18 protein-coding genes and 3 pseudogenes are annotated in these 14361 nt (G+C 69.6%); 13 read left to right on the forward strand and 8 right to left on the reverse strand.

Annotated features, from left to right (window positions below):
- Positions 1–118 precede the first annotated feature (118 nt).
- From AB0G02_RS16560 to AB0G02_RS16570, 3 genes and pseudogenes are all read right to left on the reverse strand, one after another.
- Positions 119–450, reverse strand: a pseudogene (locus AB0G02_RS16560) (YnfA family protein).
- A 321-nt stretch (positions 451–771) separates the two neighbouring features.
- A complete protein-coding gene (locus AB0G02_RS16565; protein ID WP_360794548.1) occupies positions 772–1224 on the reverse strand; it encodes a MerR family transcriptional regulator in 453 nt (150 codons plus the stop codon).
- A complete protein-coding gene (locus AB0G02_RS16570) occupies positions 1221–1562 on the reverse strand; it encodes a hypothetical protein (RefSeq protein ID WP_360794550.1) in 342 nt (113 codons plus the stop codon). The genes AB0G02_RS16565 and AB0G02_RS16570 overlap by 4 nt, the downstream gene beginning before the upstream one ends.
- A 662-nt stretch (positions 1563–2224) precedes the next feature.
- Between AB0G02_RS16570 and AB0G02_RS16575 the strand changes: the two genes are divergently transcribed.
- The 4 genes and pseudogenes from AB0G02_RS16575 to AB0G02_RS16590 all read left to right on the forward strand — a co-directional run bounded on the left by AB0G02_RS16575 (position 2225) and on the right by AB0G02_RS16590 (position 4577).
- Positions 2225–2992, forward strand: coding sequence for a GAF and ANTAR domain-containing protein (locus AB0G02_RS16575; RefSeq protein ID WP_360794552.1), 768 nt, complete (start codon positions 2225–2227; stop codon positions 2990–2992).
- Between the two features lie 187 nt (positions 2993–3179).
- A pseudogene (locus AB0G02_RS16580) lies at positions 3180–3372 on the forward strand (STAS domain-containing protein); the annotation flags it as partial.
- 288 nt (positions 3373–3660) lie between these two features.
- Positions 3661–3855, forward strand: a complete 195-nt coding sequence (locus tag AB0G02_RS16585; protein ID WP_360794582.1) for a hypothetical protein — start codon at positions 3661–3663, stop codon at positions 3853–3855.
- Positions 3856–4199: 344 nt separating this feature from the next.
- Positions 4200–4577, forward strand: coding sequence for an ATP-binding protein (locus tag AB0G02_RS16590; RefSeq protein ID WP_360794554.1), 378 nt, complete (start codon positions 4200–4202; stop codon positions 4575–4577).
- A 521-nt stretch (positions 4578–5098) separates the two neighbouring features.
- Here the strand turns inward: AB0G02_RS16590 and AB0G02_RS16595 are convergent.
- The 3 genes from AB0G02_RS16595 to AB0G02_RS16605 form a co-directional block, all read right to left on the reverse strand.
- Positions 5099–5545: an MEDS domain-containing protein gene (locus tag AB0G02_RS16595; protein WP_360794556.1), complete on the reverse strand. Its 447-nt coding sequence runs from the start codon at positions 5543–5545 to the stop codon at positions 5099–5101.
- Between the two features lie 266 nt (positions 5546–5811).
- Entirely contained in the window at positions 5812–6168 is a 357-nt protein-coding gene (locus tag AB0G02_RS16600) for a MerR family transcriptional regulator (protein ID WP_360794558.1), read from the reverse strand.
- Between the two features lie 1587 nt (positions 6169–7755).
- Positions 7756–8151 (reverse strand): ATP-binding protein, encoded by a 396-nt coding sequence (locus tag AB0G02_RS16605; RefSeq protein WP_360794560.1) that lies wholly within the window; start codon positions 8149–8151, stop codon positions 7756–7758.
- Between the two features lie 210 nt (positions 8152–8361).
- Here AB0G02_RS16605 and AB0G02_RS16610 point away from each other — a divergent pair, with 210 nt between their 5' ends.
- Positions 8362–8751: an ATP-binding protein gene (locus AB0G02_RS16610; protein WP_360794580.1), complete on the forward strand. Its 390-nt coding sequence runs from the start codon at positions 8362–8364 to the stop codon at positions 8749–8751.
- A 315-nt stretch (positions 8752–9066) separates the two neighbouring features.
- On the opposite strand, the gene AB0G02_RS16615 is transcribed toward AB0G02_RS16610, so the two are convergent.
- Entirely contained in the window at positions 9067–9252 is a 186-nt protein-coding gene (locus AB0G02_RS16615; RefSeq protein WP_360794562.1) for a hypothetical protein, read from the reverse strand.
- Positions 9253–9968: 716 nt separating this feature from the next.
- Here AB0G02_RS16615 and AB0G02_RS16620 point away from each other — a divergent pair.
- The 8 genes and pseudogenes from AB0G02_RS16620 to AB0G02_RS16655 all read left to right on the forward strand — a co-directional run bounded on the left by AB0G02_RS16620 (position 9969) and on the right by AB0G02_RS16655 (position 14042).
- A complete protein-coding gene (locus AB0G02_RS16620; protein ID WP_360794564.1) occupies positions 9969–10160 on the forward strand; it encodes a hypothetical protein in 192 nt (63 codons plus the stop codon).
- 82 nt (positions 10161–10242) lie between these two features.
- The gene (locus AB0G02_RS16625) at positions 10243–10863 is read left to right on the forward strand and encodes a DUF305 domain-containing protein (protein WP_360794566.1); all 621 of its coding nucleotides are present in this window, start codon (positions 10243–10245) and stop codon (positions 10861–10863) included.
- Positions 10864–10915: 52 nt separating this feature from the next.
- Positions 10916–11061, forward strand: a pseudogene (locus AB0G02_RS16630) (BlaI/MecI/CopY family transcriptional regulator); the annotation flags it as partial.
- A gap of 373 nt (positions 11062–11434) precedes the next feature.
- Entirely contained in the window at positions 11435–11800 is a 366-nt protein-coding gene (locus AB0G02_RS16635) for a hypothetical protein (protein ID WP_360794568.1), read from the forward strand.
- A 22-nt stretch (positions 11801–11822) separates the two neighbouring features.
- Complete coding sequence (locus tag AB0G02_RS16640; protein ID WP_360794570.1) at positions 11823–12662, forward strand: hypothetical protein; 840 nt, start codon at positions 11823–11825, stop codon at positions 12660–12662.
- 173 nt (positions 12663–12835) lie between these two features.
- Positions 12836–13369, forward strand: a complete 534-nt coding sequence (locus tag AB0G02_RS16645) for a hypothetical protein (RefSeq protein ID WP_360794572.1) — start codon at positions 12836–12838, stop codon at positions 13367–13369.
- 86 nt (positions 13370–13455) lie between these two features.
- Positions 13456–13584 (forward strand): hypothetical protein, encoded by a 129-nt coding sequence (locus tag AB0G02_RS16650; RefSeq protein ID WP_360794574.1) that lies wholly within the window; start codon positions 13456–13458, stop codon positions 13582–13584.
- 38 nt (positions 13585–13622) lie between these two features.
- The gene (locus tag AB0G02_RS16655) at positions 13623–14042 is read left to right on the forward strand and encodes a hypothetical protein (protein WP_360794576.1); all 420 of its coding nucleotides are present in this window, start codon (positions 13623–13625) and stop codon (positions 14040–14042) included.
- A 115-nt stretch (positions 14043–14157) separates the two neighbouring features.
- Here the strand turns inward: AB0G02_RS16655 and AB0G02_RS16660 are convergent.
- A partial coding sequence (locus tag AB0G02_RS16660) for a hypothetical protein (RefSeq protein WP_360794578.1) occupies positions 14158–14361 on the reverse strand: 204 nt, incomplete at its 5' end.

The raw sequence follows: 14361 nt of genomic DNA on the forward strand, positions 1-14361 counted from the left end.
AGGCCGGGTACGCCCGCCGGGGATTCCGGCCACTGCGCACCCCGGCCGGCGCGCGCCGAGCCGGTGACCGCCGCGCGGGACGCACGGCGGACCCGGCGCGATCCCGGACCGGATGCGATCAGCGGGGCGCGTACATGATCACGGCGACGCCGGCCGGGCAGATCACGGCGCCGAGGTAGCCCCAGCGGTCGAGCTGGAACTTTGTCCACGACCACGCCCCAGGCCAGGGAGTCGGCGACGAACACGCCGCCGTGGGCGGCCAGGGTGCGGCCGAAGTGGGCGTCGAGTTGCAGGGTGGCGACGAAACCGTAGGCGCCCAGCGCGAGTACCGCCGGTAATTCACAGCAGGCCGCGGCGCTCTCACACGCCCTGCCACACCAGCCATGCGCTGCCGATCTCGGCGAGCGCGGCCAGGGCGAGCAGGAGCAGGGATCGCGCCAGGGTCATGATCGTGACGATAACCCGGCGGTCCCCGACCCGGCCTTCGGAGTGTCGCCACAGCCGCCGGTGGTGGAGCAGCCGCAGCCCCCGCCCGTCCCGGTGCCACTGGCGCACCCGGTGCCGGGGCGGCGTCGGCGGACCAGCCGCCAGGCCAGGGCCGCCGCGCCGACCAGCAAGGCCGAGACGGCGATCAGGACCTGTTCGAGCACGGCGGCCGCGCCGCCGCCGAGCAGCCCGGCCGCGACCAGAACGGGTGGCAGGACGCAACAGGACGCGCAGGCGGTGCCGCCGATCCATGTCAGACGCGTGGCCCGGCGGCGGCCGGGTCGGTCAGGGGCGGCAGCACGGAACATCGGCGGGCTTCTCCTCGGCGAGGTCGGAGAACGGGATGGGGCAGGACGGGGTGCGGGAGCAGGCGATCAGGTCCGTGCAGCCGGCGGTGAGCGCGGTGCGCAGGGTGTCGCGGATGACCCCGAGGTCGGCGATGCGGGTCTCGACGTCGGCCACCTTCACCGCCACGCGCTCCCGCAGCCCGGAGGGTCCGGTGGTGCCGTGCCGGTGGCGGCCGGCCTCCAGCAGGTCGGCAACCTCGTCCAGGGTGAACCCGAGCCGCTGCGCGGCCTTGACCACCCGCAGCACGGTGACCGCCTCCGGCGGGTACATCCGGTGCCCGCCCGGGGTCCGTTCCGGCTCGGCCAATAGGCCGATGCGCTCGTAGTAGCGCAACGTCTGCGGATTCACCCCCGCCGCGTCGGCCAACTGCCCGCTGCGCAGGCCGTTCACGCCGCCGGCACCCGGATGGCCAACGCGTCCAGCACGTCGACGTGCGCCGCCGGCACCGCGACGGTCAACTCCAGGCCGTCGTCGGCGACAGTGAGGGAAAAGGCGAAGAACGAGCAGCACCCGTTCTCCCGGACCATCAGGTCCGCCGCCCGCGCGGCGGTCTCCGGGGTGCGCTCCAGCTCCAGCAGCAGCGTGGTGCGGTCCCGCCGTCGCACCCCGGTCACCGCCGTGGCGAACAGGTCGTCGAACTCCGCGACCCGCAACGGCCGCTGCGCCGTGGGCAGCGTGCACGCCCCCGGCACCCACCCCGCCGCGGACTGTTCTCTCTCGATGTTCATGCCGACAACGGTAAGCCTGTACCCGGGTACAGGATGCAACCCCGATCCGGCCGCGCGTAGAAGGTCAGCAGCCGCTGCATGCCTTCCGGCCCGGCATGACCGACCGCCTCGCACCCGCGACGCCCGCCGCACCCTCGAGGGCACCAGGCCGGACAACGCCGCCGTCCACAACCGGAGGCAGGTGCGCCGGGCATCGCCCTCCGAGCACGACCGCCCCACCAGTCCGGCCTGCTCCAGCAACTTCACGTGGTGGGCCGGCAGGTTGCCGGGCGACCCCAGCTCCCGCCCGACCTCGCCGGGCGAGGCGTCACCCAGCAGCGACCGGTCCACGACCGCCAACCGGGCGGGCTCGCCCAGCGCGGCGTGCAGACGTGCCCGCACCACCAGATCGGAAGACCAGTCAGCATCTATTGAGTCAACGATTGATTGAGTTCATCCGGATCCGTCAAGGAGGCCGACCTGAGCGCGAGGTCACACCCCGCCCGCGCGGGCACGGCGAGATCGTCCAGCAGGGCACGCACCCGCCGTTCGGAGTCGTCGCGTCCCGAGCGGGTGTGAACGATCTTTTGAGTGGCAATCCCGGGTGATCAGGATCGACGTGCCCGGTGGGGACAGGCGGGGTTTGATGTCGGTGAACCAGGCGCGTGTCGTGGGAGGCTTCCATGAACGGCCGTGACGTGGATCGGCGGGAGCACACGACGCGGGGCGCGTTGCCCACCTCCGATGGTGGCCGGTGGAACGAGGTGGCCGTGCGGCTGGGCAGGATCGCCCGGTCGTTGCAGCACCAGGACAGCACCCGCGACACCCTGGACGAGGTGGTGCGCACCGCGGCGGAGGCGATCCCCGGGGCGCGGCACGCCGGGATCATGATGGTGCTGGGCAAGCGCCGGGTGCACACCGTCGCGCGCACCGCGGATCTCGTCGACCGGATCGACCAGGCCCAGTACGACACCGGGCAGGGGCCCTGCCTCGACTCGCTGCGCCGGCACCTCACCGTCACCGTGCCCGACCTGCGCACCGAGCCCCGGTGGCCCGCCTTCGCCACGCGCGTCCGCGAGCTGGGCGTGCTGAGCATGCTGTCCTTCCAGCTGTTCGTCGTCGACGACGACCTCGGCGCGCTCACCCTCTACTCGTCCGAGTCCGCCGCGTTCGACCAGGACTCCGAGCACGTCGGACTGCTCTTCGCCACCCACGCCGCGGTCGCCCTGGCCACCGCCCGGCGCGAGGAGCAGCTCGGTCTGGGCATGCACAACCGCGACCTGATAGGCCAGGGCAAGGGCATCCTGATGGAACGCCACAAGATCACCGCCGACGAAGCGTTCGCCATGCTCGTGCGCGCCAGCCAGGCCACCAACACCAAGCTGCACGACGTCGTCGACCACCTCGCCCGCACCGGCCAGCTACCCACCGGACCTCCTCGGGAATCCTGATCACGCCGGAGCCGGCCGACAGGTGACGGGCGGCGCACACCGCTCCACCGGTGGCGAGGTGCGGCCGGGTGTCGAGGACGGCTCGGCCGGTACCGCCTCGCGGTCACGAGCGGGTGGACGACCCCGGGGCACGGCCCTCGTCGCGATCGGCACCTTCGACTGGCACTCCGTGGCCCCGCCACGTCCACACCGCACCGGCGAGCTGTTCTTCGCCTCCAGCAACCCTCGTCTCCCAGTTCGGCTACGCGAACGACCCCGACAGTGTCGTCATCGGCCTCACCGCCGCCCACATCCGGGACGCCTCCTCCGTCGCCGCGCTCGACGCCATCGCCACCAAGTACGCCGCCCGCGGCATAACCGTGCGGATCACCGGCCTTGACCACGAGTTCAGACGACGGCACCACGCCGAGCGAGTCAGCGCGTGGGCAACGCGGTGGGTTCCTCGGGGTTCGACCACGAAGCGGTGCTGGACGTGCTGCTGGTGGAGTACGACCCGGGCGATGCGCTCATGGTTGCCGAAGCCCTGGCAGACAGCCCCGGTGCGGCTGTGCACGGTGACGAAGGCCGACAGGGCGTTGCGGTCCGTACCGGTGGTGGTGGCCTCCTCGCAGGTCGGGACCTGTGCTCCGCGAGACGGAAGGGCTGCACCCAGAGAGGTGGTACAGGCGGTGACCAGGGTCGTGGAGGACGCCTGCGGCGACCACCTCCAGGACGACGCCGCCGTGCTCTGCCTGGACTGGCACGGGACCAACCGCACCGAACTGCACGCCGACAACGGCGCCGACATGGGCCCTGCCTCTCCTGCTGGACGTCTCACACGATCGGGCAAGACCACTGGGCGTTCACCCGGACTCCACGGGTGACACCGAGGCGATCCGCTCGCGCTCCGACCGGCGTCCTCCCCCCAGTGCCGCTCCGGGAACCTGTCGAAGACACGCGCCGAGACACGATAGCGACGACCGGACGAACACCTGTTCGCATGACACCCACACCGACATTGAACCGAATGGGCTAATCGTGCATGGGGTGCACGACTTTCGGGCAACCCGATCCGGTGAACGATGCCCGCTCGAACCCTGAACACCTCGACGCGGCGGGACACGCTCCGACCACGGACAGCGCGACCGGGTCACGCGAAGCAACGACGATCCCGCACGACGAGCGCGGCGCGGACGGTCACGCCGACGCGGGCCGGACCACCGGCCAGGTGGCGGTGGACACCTCGGTGCACTGTGACGACCTCGCCGCCGTGCGGAACCGCGTCGGCGAGGTACTGCACACGTGCGACGAGGACTTCGTCGTGGACGTGCAACTGGTGGCAACGGAGCTGGCGTCCAACGCCTGCGACCACGCCGACCACCCCCGACACCTGCTCCTGCGCACGGAAGTCCACCCCGACCGCGGACCCGAACTCGTCGTCGAGGCCCGCGACGCCACCCCCGACCGCACACCGGTCGTCGGCTCCTCCAGCATCAGCCCTGAACGGGGCAACGGCATGAACATGATCGAAACGATCTGCAACGACTGGGGCGTACGCCACGAAGGCCACAGCAAAGTCGTCTGGTGCCGCATCCCCATCCCCTGACCGGTTTTCCACCACCCCTCCCGCGCCTCTCGCACCCGCCGGTTCCACGAAGCGATCGCACACCGGACGACCAGGACACACCCGAACCGCTGGGGTCCGCGCCCGTCGGTGGCGTAGCGGCACCCTGGCTCCCGACTTGGCCCGGATGGTCAAGTCGGTCCAGGGCTAAGGGCACGAAGAGGCCACACGCCCGTTCACCTCACACCTGGTCCACACCGTCCCGGGTGGCGACTTGGCGCTCCTCGCGGTCGACCGCCTCGGCGAGGTCGACGTGGCCATGACCACCGGTCACGCGCCGCCCGACCTCGCTGGGACCACGGTGACCCGGTTCGCGAGGTACCGCGCCACCATGAACCGCGCCGCCTGGCGACACCGGACAGGACCACCGCCGGCCCCTGTTCACCGCACGTCTCGCCGTACGCGGCCACCGCAGCTGCCTCGTGCTGCTCCCGCCCACCCTTCAGTCCCTCACCGCCGCAGTACTGCTGCTGCGAGGGAACCCACCGGTGCGACGACCACCCCTACGAGGTCATCCTGCCGATCGCCCTGCACGACAGCGAGCAGGTGGTGCGACACCTGACCACTCCGTTCGACGCCGGCCACACAATCGGCTTGGCACAAGGCCTGCTGATGTGGCACTTCGCCGGCGACACCGACCGGAGCTCCGCACTGCCGCCGCGGGCTTCCCCCGCGCACGAACCGCAAGCCGCGCGTCGGTTCAACCGGCTGACGATGGCGTCGGGGTCGTACCGACCGCCGACGCCGCAGCGGGCGCCGGGCAGACCGCAGGGGTGGGTGACCAGGGCACCGCCCAGGACGCGCGGGTCGAGGCACGAGGTGTCGTACTGGCAGAGGATGGTGAGGTCGCGGCCGGCCGACGCCAGGTTCATCATCGCCTCGTGCTGGGCGCACGCGGGGTGCTCCGCGTCGGTGCGGGTCGACCCGATCGGTTCACCGATGATGCGCACGTGGCCGCTGTCGTGAGCGTCGGCCGACACAGCACGGCGGGACTGATCCGGCCGGGATTGCGACCGGCGACCGGCTCCCCCGTGCCCGTCGCGTGGTCGCGAATGCCCGCTCCTCTACGCCCGGTCCGGCGGGGTCGCATCTCGCCGAGGGTCGAACCCGGTGTTCCGGCGTCGGGATTCGGGACGTCGAGGGGTGGCGGGCACGTTTGCCCGTTGCCCTGCCGGAGGTTGCCCGATCGGCAATCGACGTCCCGGGCCTGCCTGCTTCACACGCCGCGCAGTGGCGGGTAGTCCTGTCCGGGTGGTGGCGAGAGCTTGTCGTTGAGGTCGCGTGCTTCCCGGAGCTGGTCCTCCAGGGTGACGATGCGGCACGCGGCACCCAGTCCGGTGCCCTGGTCGACGAGTTCCCGGACGCGGGCGGCGATGCGCAACTGGTGGCGGGAGTAGCGGCGGTGCCCGCCCGGTGAACGTCGGGGCTGGATCAGCTTCGCCTCGTCCAGGCTGCGCAGGAACCCCGGCGTGGTGCCGAGCATCTCCGCCGCCCCGCCCATCGTGTAGGCCGGGTAGTGGTCGTCGTCGAACTTGTCGGCCGCCGGCCGCGGCTCGGCCGTCTCTGGGGTCATCGCACCTCCGCGCGTGAAGAGGGGCCCGGCACCATATCGGCGCCGGGCCCCTGGGGTTACGGGTTCACTTCCACCAACCGGCCCTGGGACCGGCTTGTCATGTCCACGCCATCCGTACGAACTCCGGACAACGCGGGGATCGCATGTACGTAACCGGAAACCACCATCCAATCGATCTGGAGTGCGGTACCCACCCGGACGACTTCACTCCGAGGCAGGCGATCCGATGGCGTGCAACCCTTCCCTTCTCTGTCGATCCTTGCCTTGCCCGTACTGCCTCGGCGGTCGGCACCGGACTCGTCGAACACTCCGGCTCACCTCACCAACCGCCTGCGGCCACCGTGCCGGAACCCCTTCCACTGATCGGCTCCAGCGCGCCTGACCGATGCTGCTACTTCCACTGCTGACTGTCGGACTCCGGGCCGTGCGAACTGCTGTCGAGCGAATTGCGGTTGTGCTCCCGGTACTACCTGTGCCGACTGCCCTTGGCTTCGCCCGCAGAACCTGCTACCACCGGTCCCGGCCGACAAAGCCGTACTGCTCCCAACTCGCGGGCAGTTCATCCTCTCCCGCGCCGATAGGACCTTCTCTTCTGTTCGACAGGGAGAACACTACACACACCGGCGTGCGAATGTCTACTCCAGCGATCACAGGTTTACTCGATCCGGTGGATCAGGTGCGTTGATCTGCGACGATGCGCGATGTGCATGGCCGGCGGGCTCACCCGATCTCCAAGACCACCGCATGTCACGGTCCGTCCAGGGTGACCGATCTTCGGGTGGCGTCCCGGGCGGCCCTCACCGAGGAGTGCCGGTGGCATCGAGCGGCGAATCTTCGAGGCAGTGCGGATCCGTGCGGCTGGCGAGCACCAGCGACAGGTGAGGTCGAGGGGATGCGCAGGGCGGGCCTGGTGGAACACACGCCTGGGCTGGGCGCACACGACCGCGTGTGCTGGAGGACGACGACTAACCGACTTCAACGCCAGTGCGTGGGAGTTCCTGCTCGACGGCCCGGACCGGGGCTACCGCTCTACTGCGCGTGGTTCGGCGGCCGACACGGAGCGGTCACCGTGTTCAGCGCACGAACCCCACCCCTGCGGTGTACGCCTGCACAACTCGGGTAACTGGCGTAATGCCGCAACGAGCGATCGCACGGCGGTAGGACCGCTTCCAGTGGTCCGGGCCCAGGCGGCACGGAGGCGTTGAGCGAGCAGCGCCCGTGCTGCCTGGGCATCTCCGGCACGTCGCCGCCACCCCCGCTCTTGACACGAAGCACCAATCAAGAAGTAGCCGGAACCGGCGAGTTCGGAATCGCGCGACCCACGCCGCTCGGCACGGAACCTCAACCGAGCGCCTCGACAACACCCTGGATCAGCGTGCAGCTCGGCCCGAGCCGGCGAAGCCCGCGCCGGTCGTGGTGAACATCGCCTGGCGAGCGGTGACGGCCACGATCGTGGCCGTGCGCGGGCGCTCCCCAGTCCACGGAGCGGAACGTGCGGCTACGAGACCAAGCCTGAGGAGAGTCGTCCGTGCCGCCACCGGTGATCACGCCCACCGGTCGTCCCCGGCCGCGGCGTTCGCGAACGGCTCAAGCCGATCGGACCTCGGCCCAGACGGTTTTCCGGTCGGCGTCATGTCGATGTCCCCAGTTGACCGACAGCCGGTTGACCATGAGCAGGCCGCGCCCGTGTTCGGGGGCGCCCAACCTGCCCAGAACCGGCAGCAGGCTCGAACTGGCGTCGCCCACCTCGATCCGCACCAGATCGCGATCGGGCAACGGGTACACCCGCAACCGCCGCGGTGCCCGGGCATGCCGGTAGGCGTTCCCGACCAACTGCGCGGCGACGACCTGGATGTCCACCAGCCGATCGTCACCGACCCCGGCCGCCATGTCGGTGACCAGTGCCATCAGGGCTGCTGTGGACGGGCGGCTGTCGGGCAGGTCGAGATCGACGCTCTTTCGCGGAAGATCGACAGTGTTCACTGCACGCCCTCGATGCCTGTGGCCTCACAAGGCACAGATACGGCATCTCATACCCGCTCTGGCAGACCGGTCGTCACGGCGACGACACGAGCCGCCGGTGTCGGTGTGCAGATCGGATTTCCCGGGTAGGTCGAGGCGATGAGTGCGGTCGAGCAGGTTGGCGTCAAGGCGCAGGATGACGGACGTGAAGGGGGTCGGCTCGTGTTGAGCATGGACCTGCCGGCCTCGCGAACGTCGTCAGAAGAGCTGCGACGGTGGGTGCGGGCGGCGTTGTACCGGGAAGACGAGGAGTGCGCGGAGAAGGTGTGGTTGGTCATCGCGGAGCTGACGGCCAACGCCCACAGCCACGGGCGGCCCCCGGTCGTGGTCAGGGCCTGGAGGTCGACGGCCTCGTCGACGGTGCGGATCGAGGTCGAGGACGCGTGCCGCGAGGTACCCGTCCGGAGGGACTCCCGACGGAGCGGGACACGGGGCTGCGGCTTGGTCCTCGTCGACGGCTTGGCACGCCGGTGGGGTGTCGACGTCCACTCCGCGGGCAAGACCGTGTGGGCCGAACTGGTCCGCCGTGCAGACGGAGCCGAGCCCGGCCCGGTGGGCTGACCGGCAACCCCTGCACGCAGCCCCTCATCCACGACGCCGTGGCGCGCAGCAGCGATACCACCTCGTCGAACTGACGACCTCAGTAGGACAACGCTCACAAGCACTGCCAGGAAGCCCTCGCTTCGTATCGTCGCCTCCACGACAGTGACGGCGAGGCTCACGCATCGGACGGCCTCGGATTCGACCGCGTTGCGGGCCTCTGCCGACGCCGGCGGATCGCGCGGTATGTGAACGTGGACTCCACGGGCACGCGGGCCCACCAGCACGCCGCCGGAGCACGGAAAAAGGGATGTGCGGACCCAGCCGCCGGTTGGATCACCGGTGTGGAGTCCGTTGACCACGCGCCCGGAAGTACCGCGCCAGGTACAAGTTCCACCGGCTGTCCAGCCGCAGCACCAGCCCGCCACCGTCCAGCGCGTCGACCAGCACCGGAACCCCGTCCTGCTCCTCAACCCGCCAAGCGGGCAACGGCCCGACCAGACGCCGGAACCGATCAACCATCCGCTCATGCTCGCACCGATCCACGCAGCCCGCCCTAATCACCGATGCACCCGTGCCCGCTCCGCCGGCAGTCGCACGCCGGTCGGGGAAGAACCGCCCAACAATCGTCGCGCACTCGTTCGAACGCATGTCAGGACGATCCACGAGCGCGCAGTTCCGCGGCTCGAAACCGTCACGCAGTCCGCGCCAGGAGGGCGGCGGAGGCGGTGGTCGGAAATTGATCAACGGCCCCGGCTATACGCCGCACCGCAGAAGGCGTCGCCCTCGAACTCCACGCGCACCGCCGCCCCGCCGGCGGGTGCACCCGGCACGGCCAACATGGTGGAACGAGCGGCCGGTCGGCAGCAACGACGGCTGCACGCGCCACCTCGCCCCTGGCACGACCGCCGTTCATCGTTGCCCGGAATTGAGCGGACGCGACCGAAGAGCCGTGGACCGGCCGCCTGCGGCGAGCCGAACCGGCCACCGAACCGCCGGCGAGTGGAGCGCAGGCCCCCGCGCCCGTATCGGTAGGCTGGCTGCGCGCGCACGACGGTCCGTACCCGAGCCTGCACTGGGCGCTCGTGGGGGCCGTCGCGCTCGCCGTGGTCGGAATGCATCACCTCGCCACCCATGAGGCGGTCACGCACTCGACCATGGCCGTCGCGATCGGGTGTTGCGACGACGGGCACGCCACGTCGCGAGAGCAGGAGCCTGCGCCGAGCGGTGGGCACGACATGTTGCACCTCTGCCTGGCCGTCCTGGGCGCGGCGCTCGGTCTCGGTCTGATCCTGCTGGCGTCGCGCCGGCGTGCGGTGGCCGAGCTGTTCGATCGACTCTCGATGCACGTGTCGGGGCCTCGCGCCCCTCCCCCACGTCCTCGCGGCACACCGGCCGTGTTGGCCTCCCTCTGCGTCCTGCGGCTGTGACAGGTCGCGCGTCGCCGTGCACCGCGGACGAACGCGCCCCACACGTCAACCAATCAGCAGGACACAAAGGAACGACATCACCATGACCAGGAAGAACCTGGTCGGGGCGGCGCTTGCCGTCCTGACCACCGGCCTCGTGCTCGCCGGTTGCTCCAACTCGGACACGGGCGGCCACGACATGGGCTCCACGAGTGCGACGCCCACGACGACGAGCGCGGCTTCAGCGCCGTCCGATGATCACAACGACGCCGACATCTCCTTCGCCCAGGAGATGATCCCCCACCATGCGGGCGCGATCGACATGGCGAAGCTGGCGCAGGGGCGCACCACCAACACCACGGTGCTCGACCTGGCCGGACGCATCGAGAAGGCACAGGACCCCGAGATCAAGACCATGACCGAGTGGCTCAAGGCGTGGGGCGCGGAACCGCTCCCCAGCACGGTCCACGAGGGTCACATGTCCTCGATGCCCGGCATGATGAGCGCCGAGGAGATGGACAAGCTCAAGGCCGCCAAGGACGCGGACTTCGACCGGCTGTTCCTCGAAGGCATGGTCAAGCACCACCAGGGCGCGATCGACATGGCGACGACGGAGTTGCAGCAGGGCGGCAACACCGACGCCAAGGAGCTGGCCCAGAAGATCAGCGACGACCAGCAGGCGGAGATCACCGAGATGCAGGGCCTGCGCCACGGAGGTCACTGACCGCGCTGACCCACCCCTGCATCACGTCCTGCTAGGACAAGCAGGAGGCGTGATGCAGGGGCTTGGCGAGCTCGAAACCGTGGTGATGGACGTGCTGTGGCGCGGAACTGGTCCGCTGCGCGTGCGCGACGTGCGCGACGTGCCGGCCAGGACCGCAAGCTCGCCTACACGACTGTGATGACGGTGCTGGACAACCTTGTGCCTGCCGAAAACCTGATCCATGCAGATAGAAGACGCACCAAGCCCGATACCTCGAAGCGCTCACGGGCACGGTCGCCCTGTGCCGTGGCATCGATCAGCTGGCATGGTGATCGGCTGTGCTGCTCCGACTGGACTACCTCGGTGTGACCAACCTTCGCGCTTCTGCGCCTGCTCCCCATGAGCGACCGGGACAAAGATGCGGAGATCCGCGTGTTGCGGCACCAGATCACCGTCCTGGACGCCAACTCGGTGACACCCGTCTGCGGTCCTCTCCAGGCGACCGCACATTCCTCGCGGCACTGCTGCACCGACTCCCGTCCACCACTCTTCGTCGACTCCGACTGCTGGTCCGTCCGAAGACGGTGCTGCGGTGGTAGGCGACTGCGCGCGATTCCTGGTCCGGGAGCGGGACAGCGAGTTCACCGCCCCGCTCGACGACATCCTCGCCGACGCCGGCATCCAGGTCGTCCTTGGCGGCGTCCGCATCCCGCGCACGAACACGACTACGGAACGCTGGATACACAGAAGCCGACGCGAACTCCTCGACCGCACGCTGATCCGGAACCAAATGCATCCGCAACGAGTGCCACCATGCCGCCTGACCTGGACGGACGACATTCTCGGCAAGCACAGCGCCGGTGCACCGCGTCCGTTCGTCGACGACCTCTTCGCGCCCGAGCCAAAAGTGACCCTCCCTCGCAATTTCGCCCATCGAGGGGCGCGACGTTTCACTTGACCTGATGCGCCATAGTTGTCGGGTGGACGAAGAGAATCCGCGCGGCCACAACACGCGCAACCGCATCGACACGGTCGAGGGCACCGTGGTACAGGTCGGAACCGTCCACGGCTCCGTCGGGTTCTCCGACAAGCGGGTCTGGCTCGCGGTGGCCGGTGTGGGCGTGCTGGTGATCGGTGCCATGGTCGTTCTCCGTCCCACTGCGACCACCGTCGTGGTGCAGGACGGGACCACCCCACCCGCTGTTGCGGAGGTAGCGATCCGCGGCGCGGAGTACGGCGGGAACATCGACCCGTGCAACAGCGGTTTCTACGTCGAAGAGGAGCGAGTGGCGCAAGCGCTCGCGACCACAGACCTGGAGCAACTGAGGGACGAGGCCGACGGGTACATGCGCACCGATCTGTTGATCACTGCGCAGACCGTCGGTGACGAGGCGGTGTTGTTGACGGGCATGAGACTCGTCGACTTCCAGGTGCTGCCGCCGCCGACGACCGGCGCGCTGCTCGCACCCAAGTGCGGTGGTACGGAAATCCCGCCGCGCAACTTCGCCGTCGACCTGGACCGGCCCAACCCCGTCGTCGTCCCGATCGAGATCACCAGGCAATCCGGCCAGGCCCCCGAGCCGGCCACGCCGTTCCCGTTCAAGATCTCCGGATCCGACCCGGAGGTGTTCCTGCTCAACGTCGAGCGGACCCAGCCGTGCGACTGCCGGTACGTCGTCGAGATCGACTGGGTCGCGCGCGGAGAGGCCAACACCAGTCGGATCGACCGCGACGGCGCCGCGTTCCGCCTGATCAAGGGCGCTTCAGCACCCCGCTACACGACGGGCGGCGTCGCGGGTGAAACCTGGGTACGCGAATGATCGACCTGGAGGGAGACCGTCCCGTGGCCCGGCGATCGGCCCTGCTGCTGTCTTCCCTGCTGCTGGTCGTGGCGTCCGGTTGCGCCACAACCGGTACCGGTGCCGTTGATCCTGCGACCAGCGGCACGTCCTCGGCACCTCCGGACGCGACCCGAGACGCACTCGCTGACCTGGTGCTACCCGTCGAAGGGCAACCGGGCACCACCGTGGACACCGACTACTACGCGGCCTGGGCACCCGCGGAGGCATGCCCGATCGACATCGGAGGCGGCGAGCGCACCACCATGGAAGCGGACGCGCGCCGCACCGCGTTCCGCGCCGCCACCCAGTCGGCCGACGCGACCAGGATCTGGCAAGTGGCCGCCTACCCCGACCCAGGCACGGCGCACCAGGCGTACCTGCAGCTGTTCGACGCGATCGACCGCTGCACGACCGGCCCGCAGAGCGACCGCTTGCCTCGCGACGACATCAACGCCGACGAGGCGTTCGTCAAGACGTTCCACCGGCCGGCGGGCCGCATCGGAGATCGCACAGCGACCCACCGGTCGTTCACCGTCGCCCGCGTGGGCACCGCGGTCGTGGCGCACGAGCTGGACGAGAAAGAGGTCCCCATCCGCGATCCCCGCGCCCAGGACGAACCCACGGCCGTCGCGATGGGCGAATTCCTGCGCTCACTGTGCGACCGCCACCACAGGTGCCGCACCTGACCCCGTGGTGGTTGCCAAAACTGTCCACTGGCATGCTGAGTCGCGACGAGCGCGCACACTGGACCTCCAGGGCACGATCGTGAGATGTGACGTTACGACTGCTGTACCTGATCTTCGTCCGACTCGGCGACTGGCTGGTTCTGCCCAGACGGTCCTCCGCGGCCAAGGACGTCGAGCCGCAGGTACTGCGGCACGAGGGCGCCCTGCTGCGATGAACCACCCCGGTCCCCTGCTGGAGTGGGTCGATCGTGCGATGCTCGCCGCGTTGGTGCGCCGACTCCCCCGGTGGCTGCGCGAGCACCGGTTGGTGACACCGGGAACCATCCTGCGTGGCACCGACGCCTGGTCGCGCGGAAGTGGACCGCACTCCACGTACTCGCCATCACAGTCGCAAGCCTCCGCCGTCTGGCAGATCCTCGAAGACGCAGGCAGACCCGCACGATTCCTGATCCGAGACCGCGACGGAAAGTTCCCCGCCCTGTTCGACGCCGTCCTCGCCGACGCGGGCACCCAGGTCGCCCTCACCGGTGTTCGGATACCGCGCATGAACTCGATCACGGAACGCTGGATCCACAGCAGCCGACGCGAACTCCTCGACCGCACGCTGATCCGGAACCAGCAGCACCTGCTCCACGCGCTGCGCGATCACGAAAAGTTCTACAACGCCGACTGACCCCACCAAGGCATCAACAACGCCAGACCACTACAACCACCGCTACGACCAGCCACCGACCGAGCAGCCGTCACTCGACTCCGTGTCCGCCTGCGGCCACGCCCGGGTGGCCTCCTCAACGAGTACCACCATGCCGCCTGACCTGCACGGACGACATACTCGGCAAGCACAGCGTTCGGCCATCGAGAGTCACCGCTTCGGCGTGGCCGAAGCCCCGCAGATGGCGTGTGGCTTCCAACAGGTCGAGCGTGTACTCGGACAGGGTGATCGCGGCGTCGGGGAAGCCGCCGTCGATCAGACGTGCCACGGCGGCCAACGC

It is taken from the genome of Actinosynnema sp. NPDC023658 (assembly GCF_040639995.1).
Lineage (GTDB): Bacteria > Actinomycetota > Actinomycetes > Mycobacteriales > Pseudonocardiaceae > Actinosynnema.

What these genes read in the sequence shown, in the direction of transcription:
- AB0G02_RS16610 (WP_360794580.1), top strand. Translation starts at nt 8,362, where the DNA reads ATGGACCTGCCGGCCTCGCGAACGTCGTCAGAAGAGCTGCGACGGTGG.
- AB0G02_RS16620 (WP_360794564.1), top strand. Translation starts at nt 9,969, where the DNA reads ATGTTGCACCTCTGCCTGGCCGTCCTGGGCGCGGCGCTCGGTCTCGGT.
- AB0G02_RS16570 (WP_360794550.1), bottom strand. Translation starts at nt 1,562, where the DNA reads ATGAACATCGAGAGAGAACAGTCCGCGGCGGGGTGGGTGCCGGGGGCG.
- AB0G02_RS16615 (WP_360794562.1), bottom strand. Translation starts at nt 9,252, where the DNA reads ATGGTTGATCGGTTCCGGCGTCTGGTCGGGCCGTTGCCCGCTTGGCGG.
- AB0G02_RS16575 (WP_360794552.1), top strand. Translation starts at nt 2,225, where the DNA reads ATGAACGGCCGTGACGTGGATCGGCGGGAGCACACGACGCGGGGCGCG.
- AB0G02_RS16600 (WP_360794558.1), bottom strand. Translation starts at nt 6,168, where the DNA reads ATGACCCCAGAGACGGCCGAGCCGCGGCCGGCGGCCGACAAGTTCGAC.
- AB0G02_RS16625 (WP_360794566.1), top strand. Translation starts at nt 10,243, where the DNA reads ATGACCAGGAAGAACCTGGTCGGGGCGGCGCTTGCCGTCCTGACCACC.
- AB0G02_RS16655 (WP_360794576.1), top strand. Translation starts at nt 13,623, where the DNA reads ATGCTCGCCGCGTTGGTGCGCCGACTCCCCCGGTGGCTGCGCGAGCAC.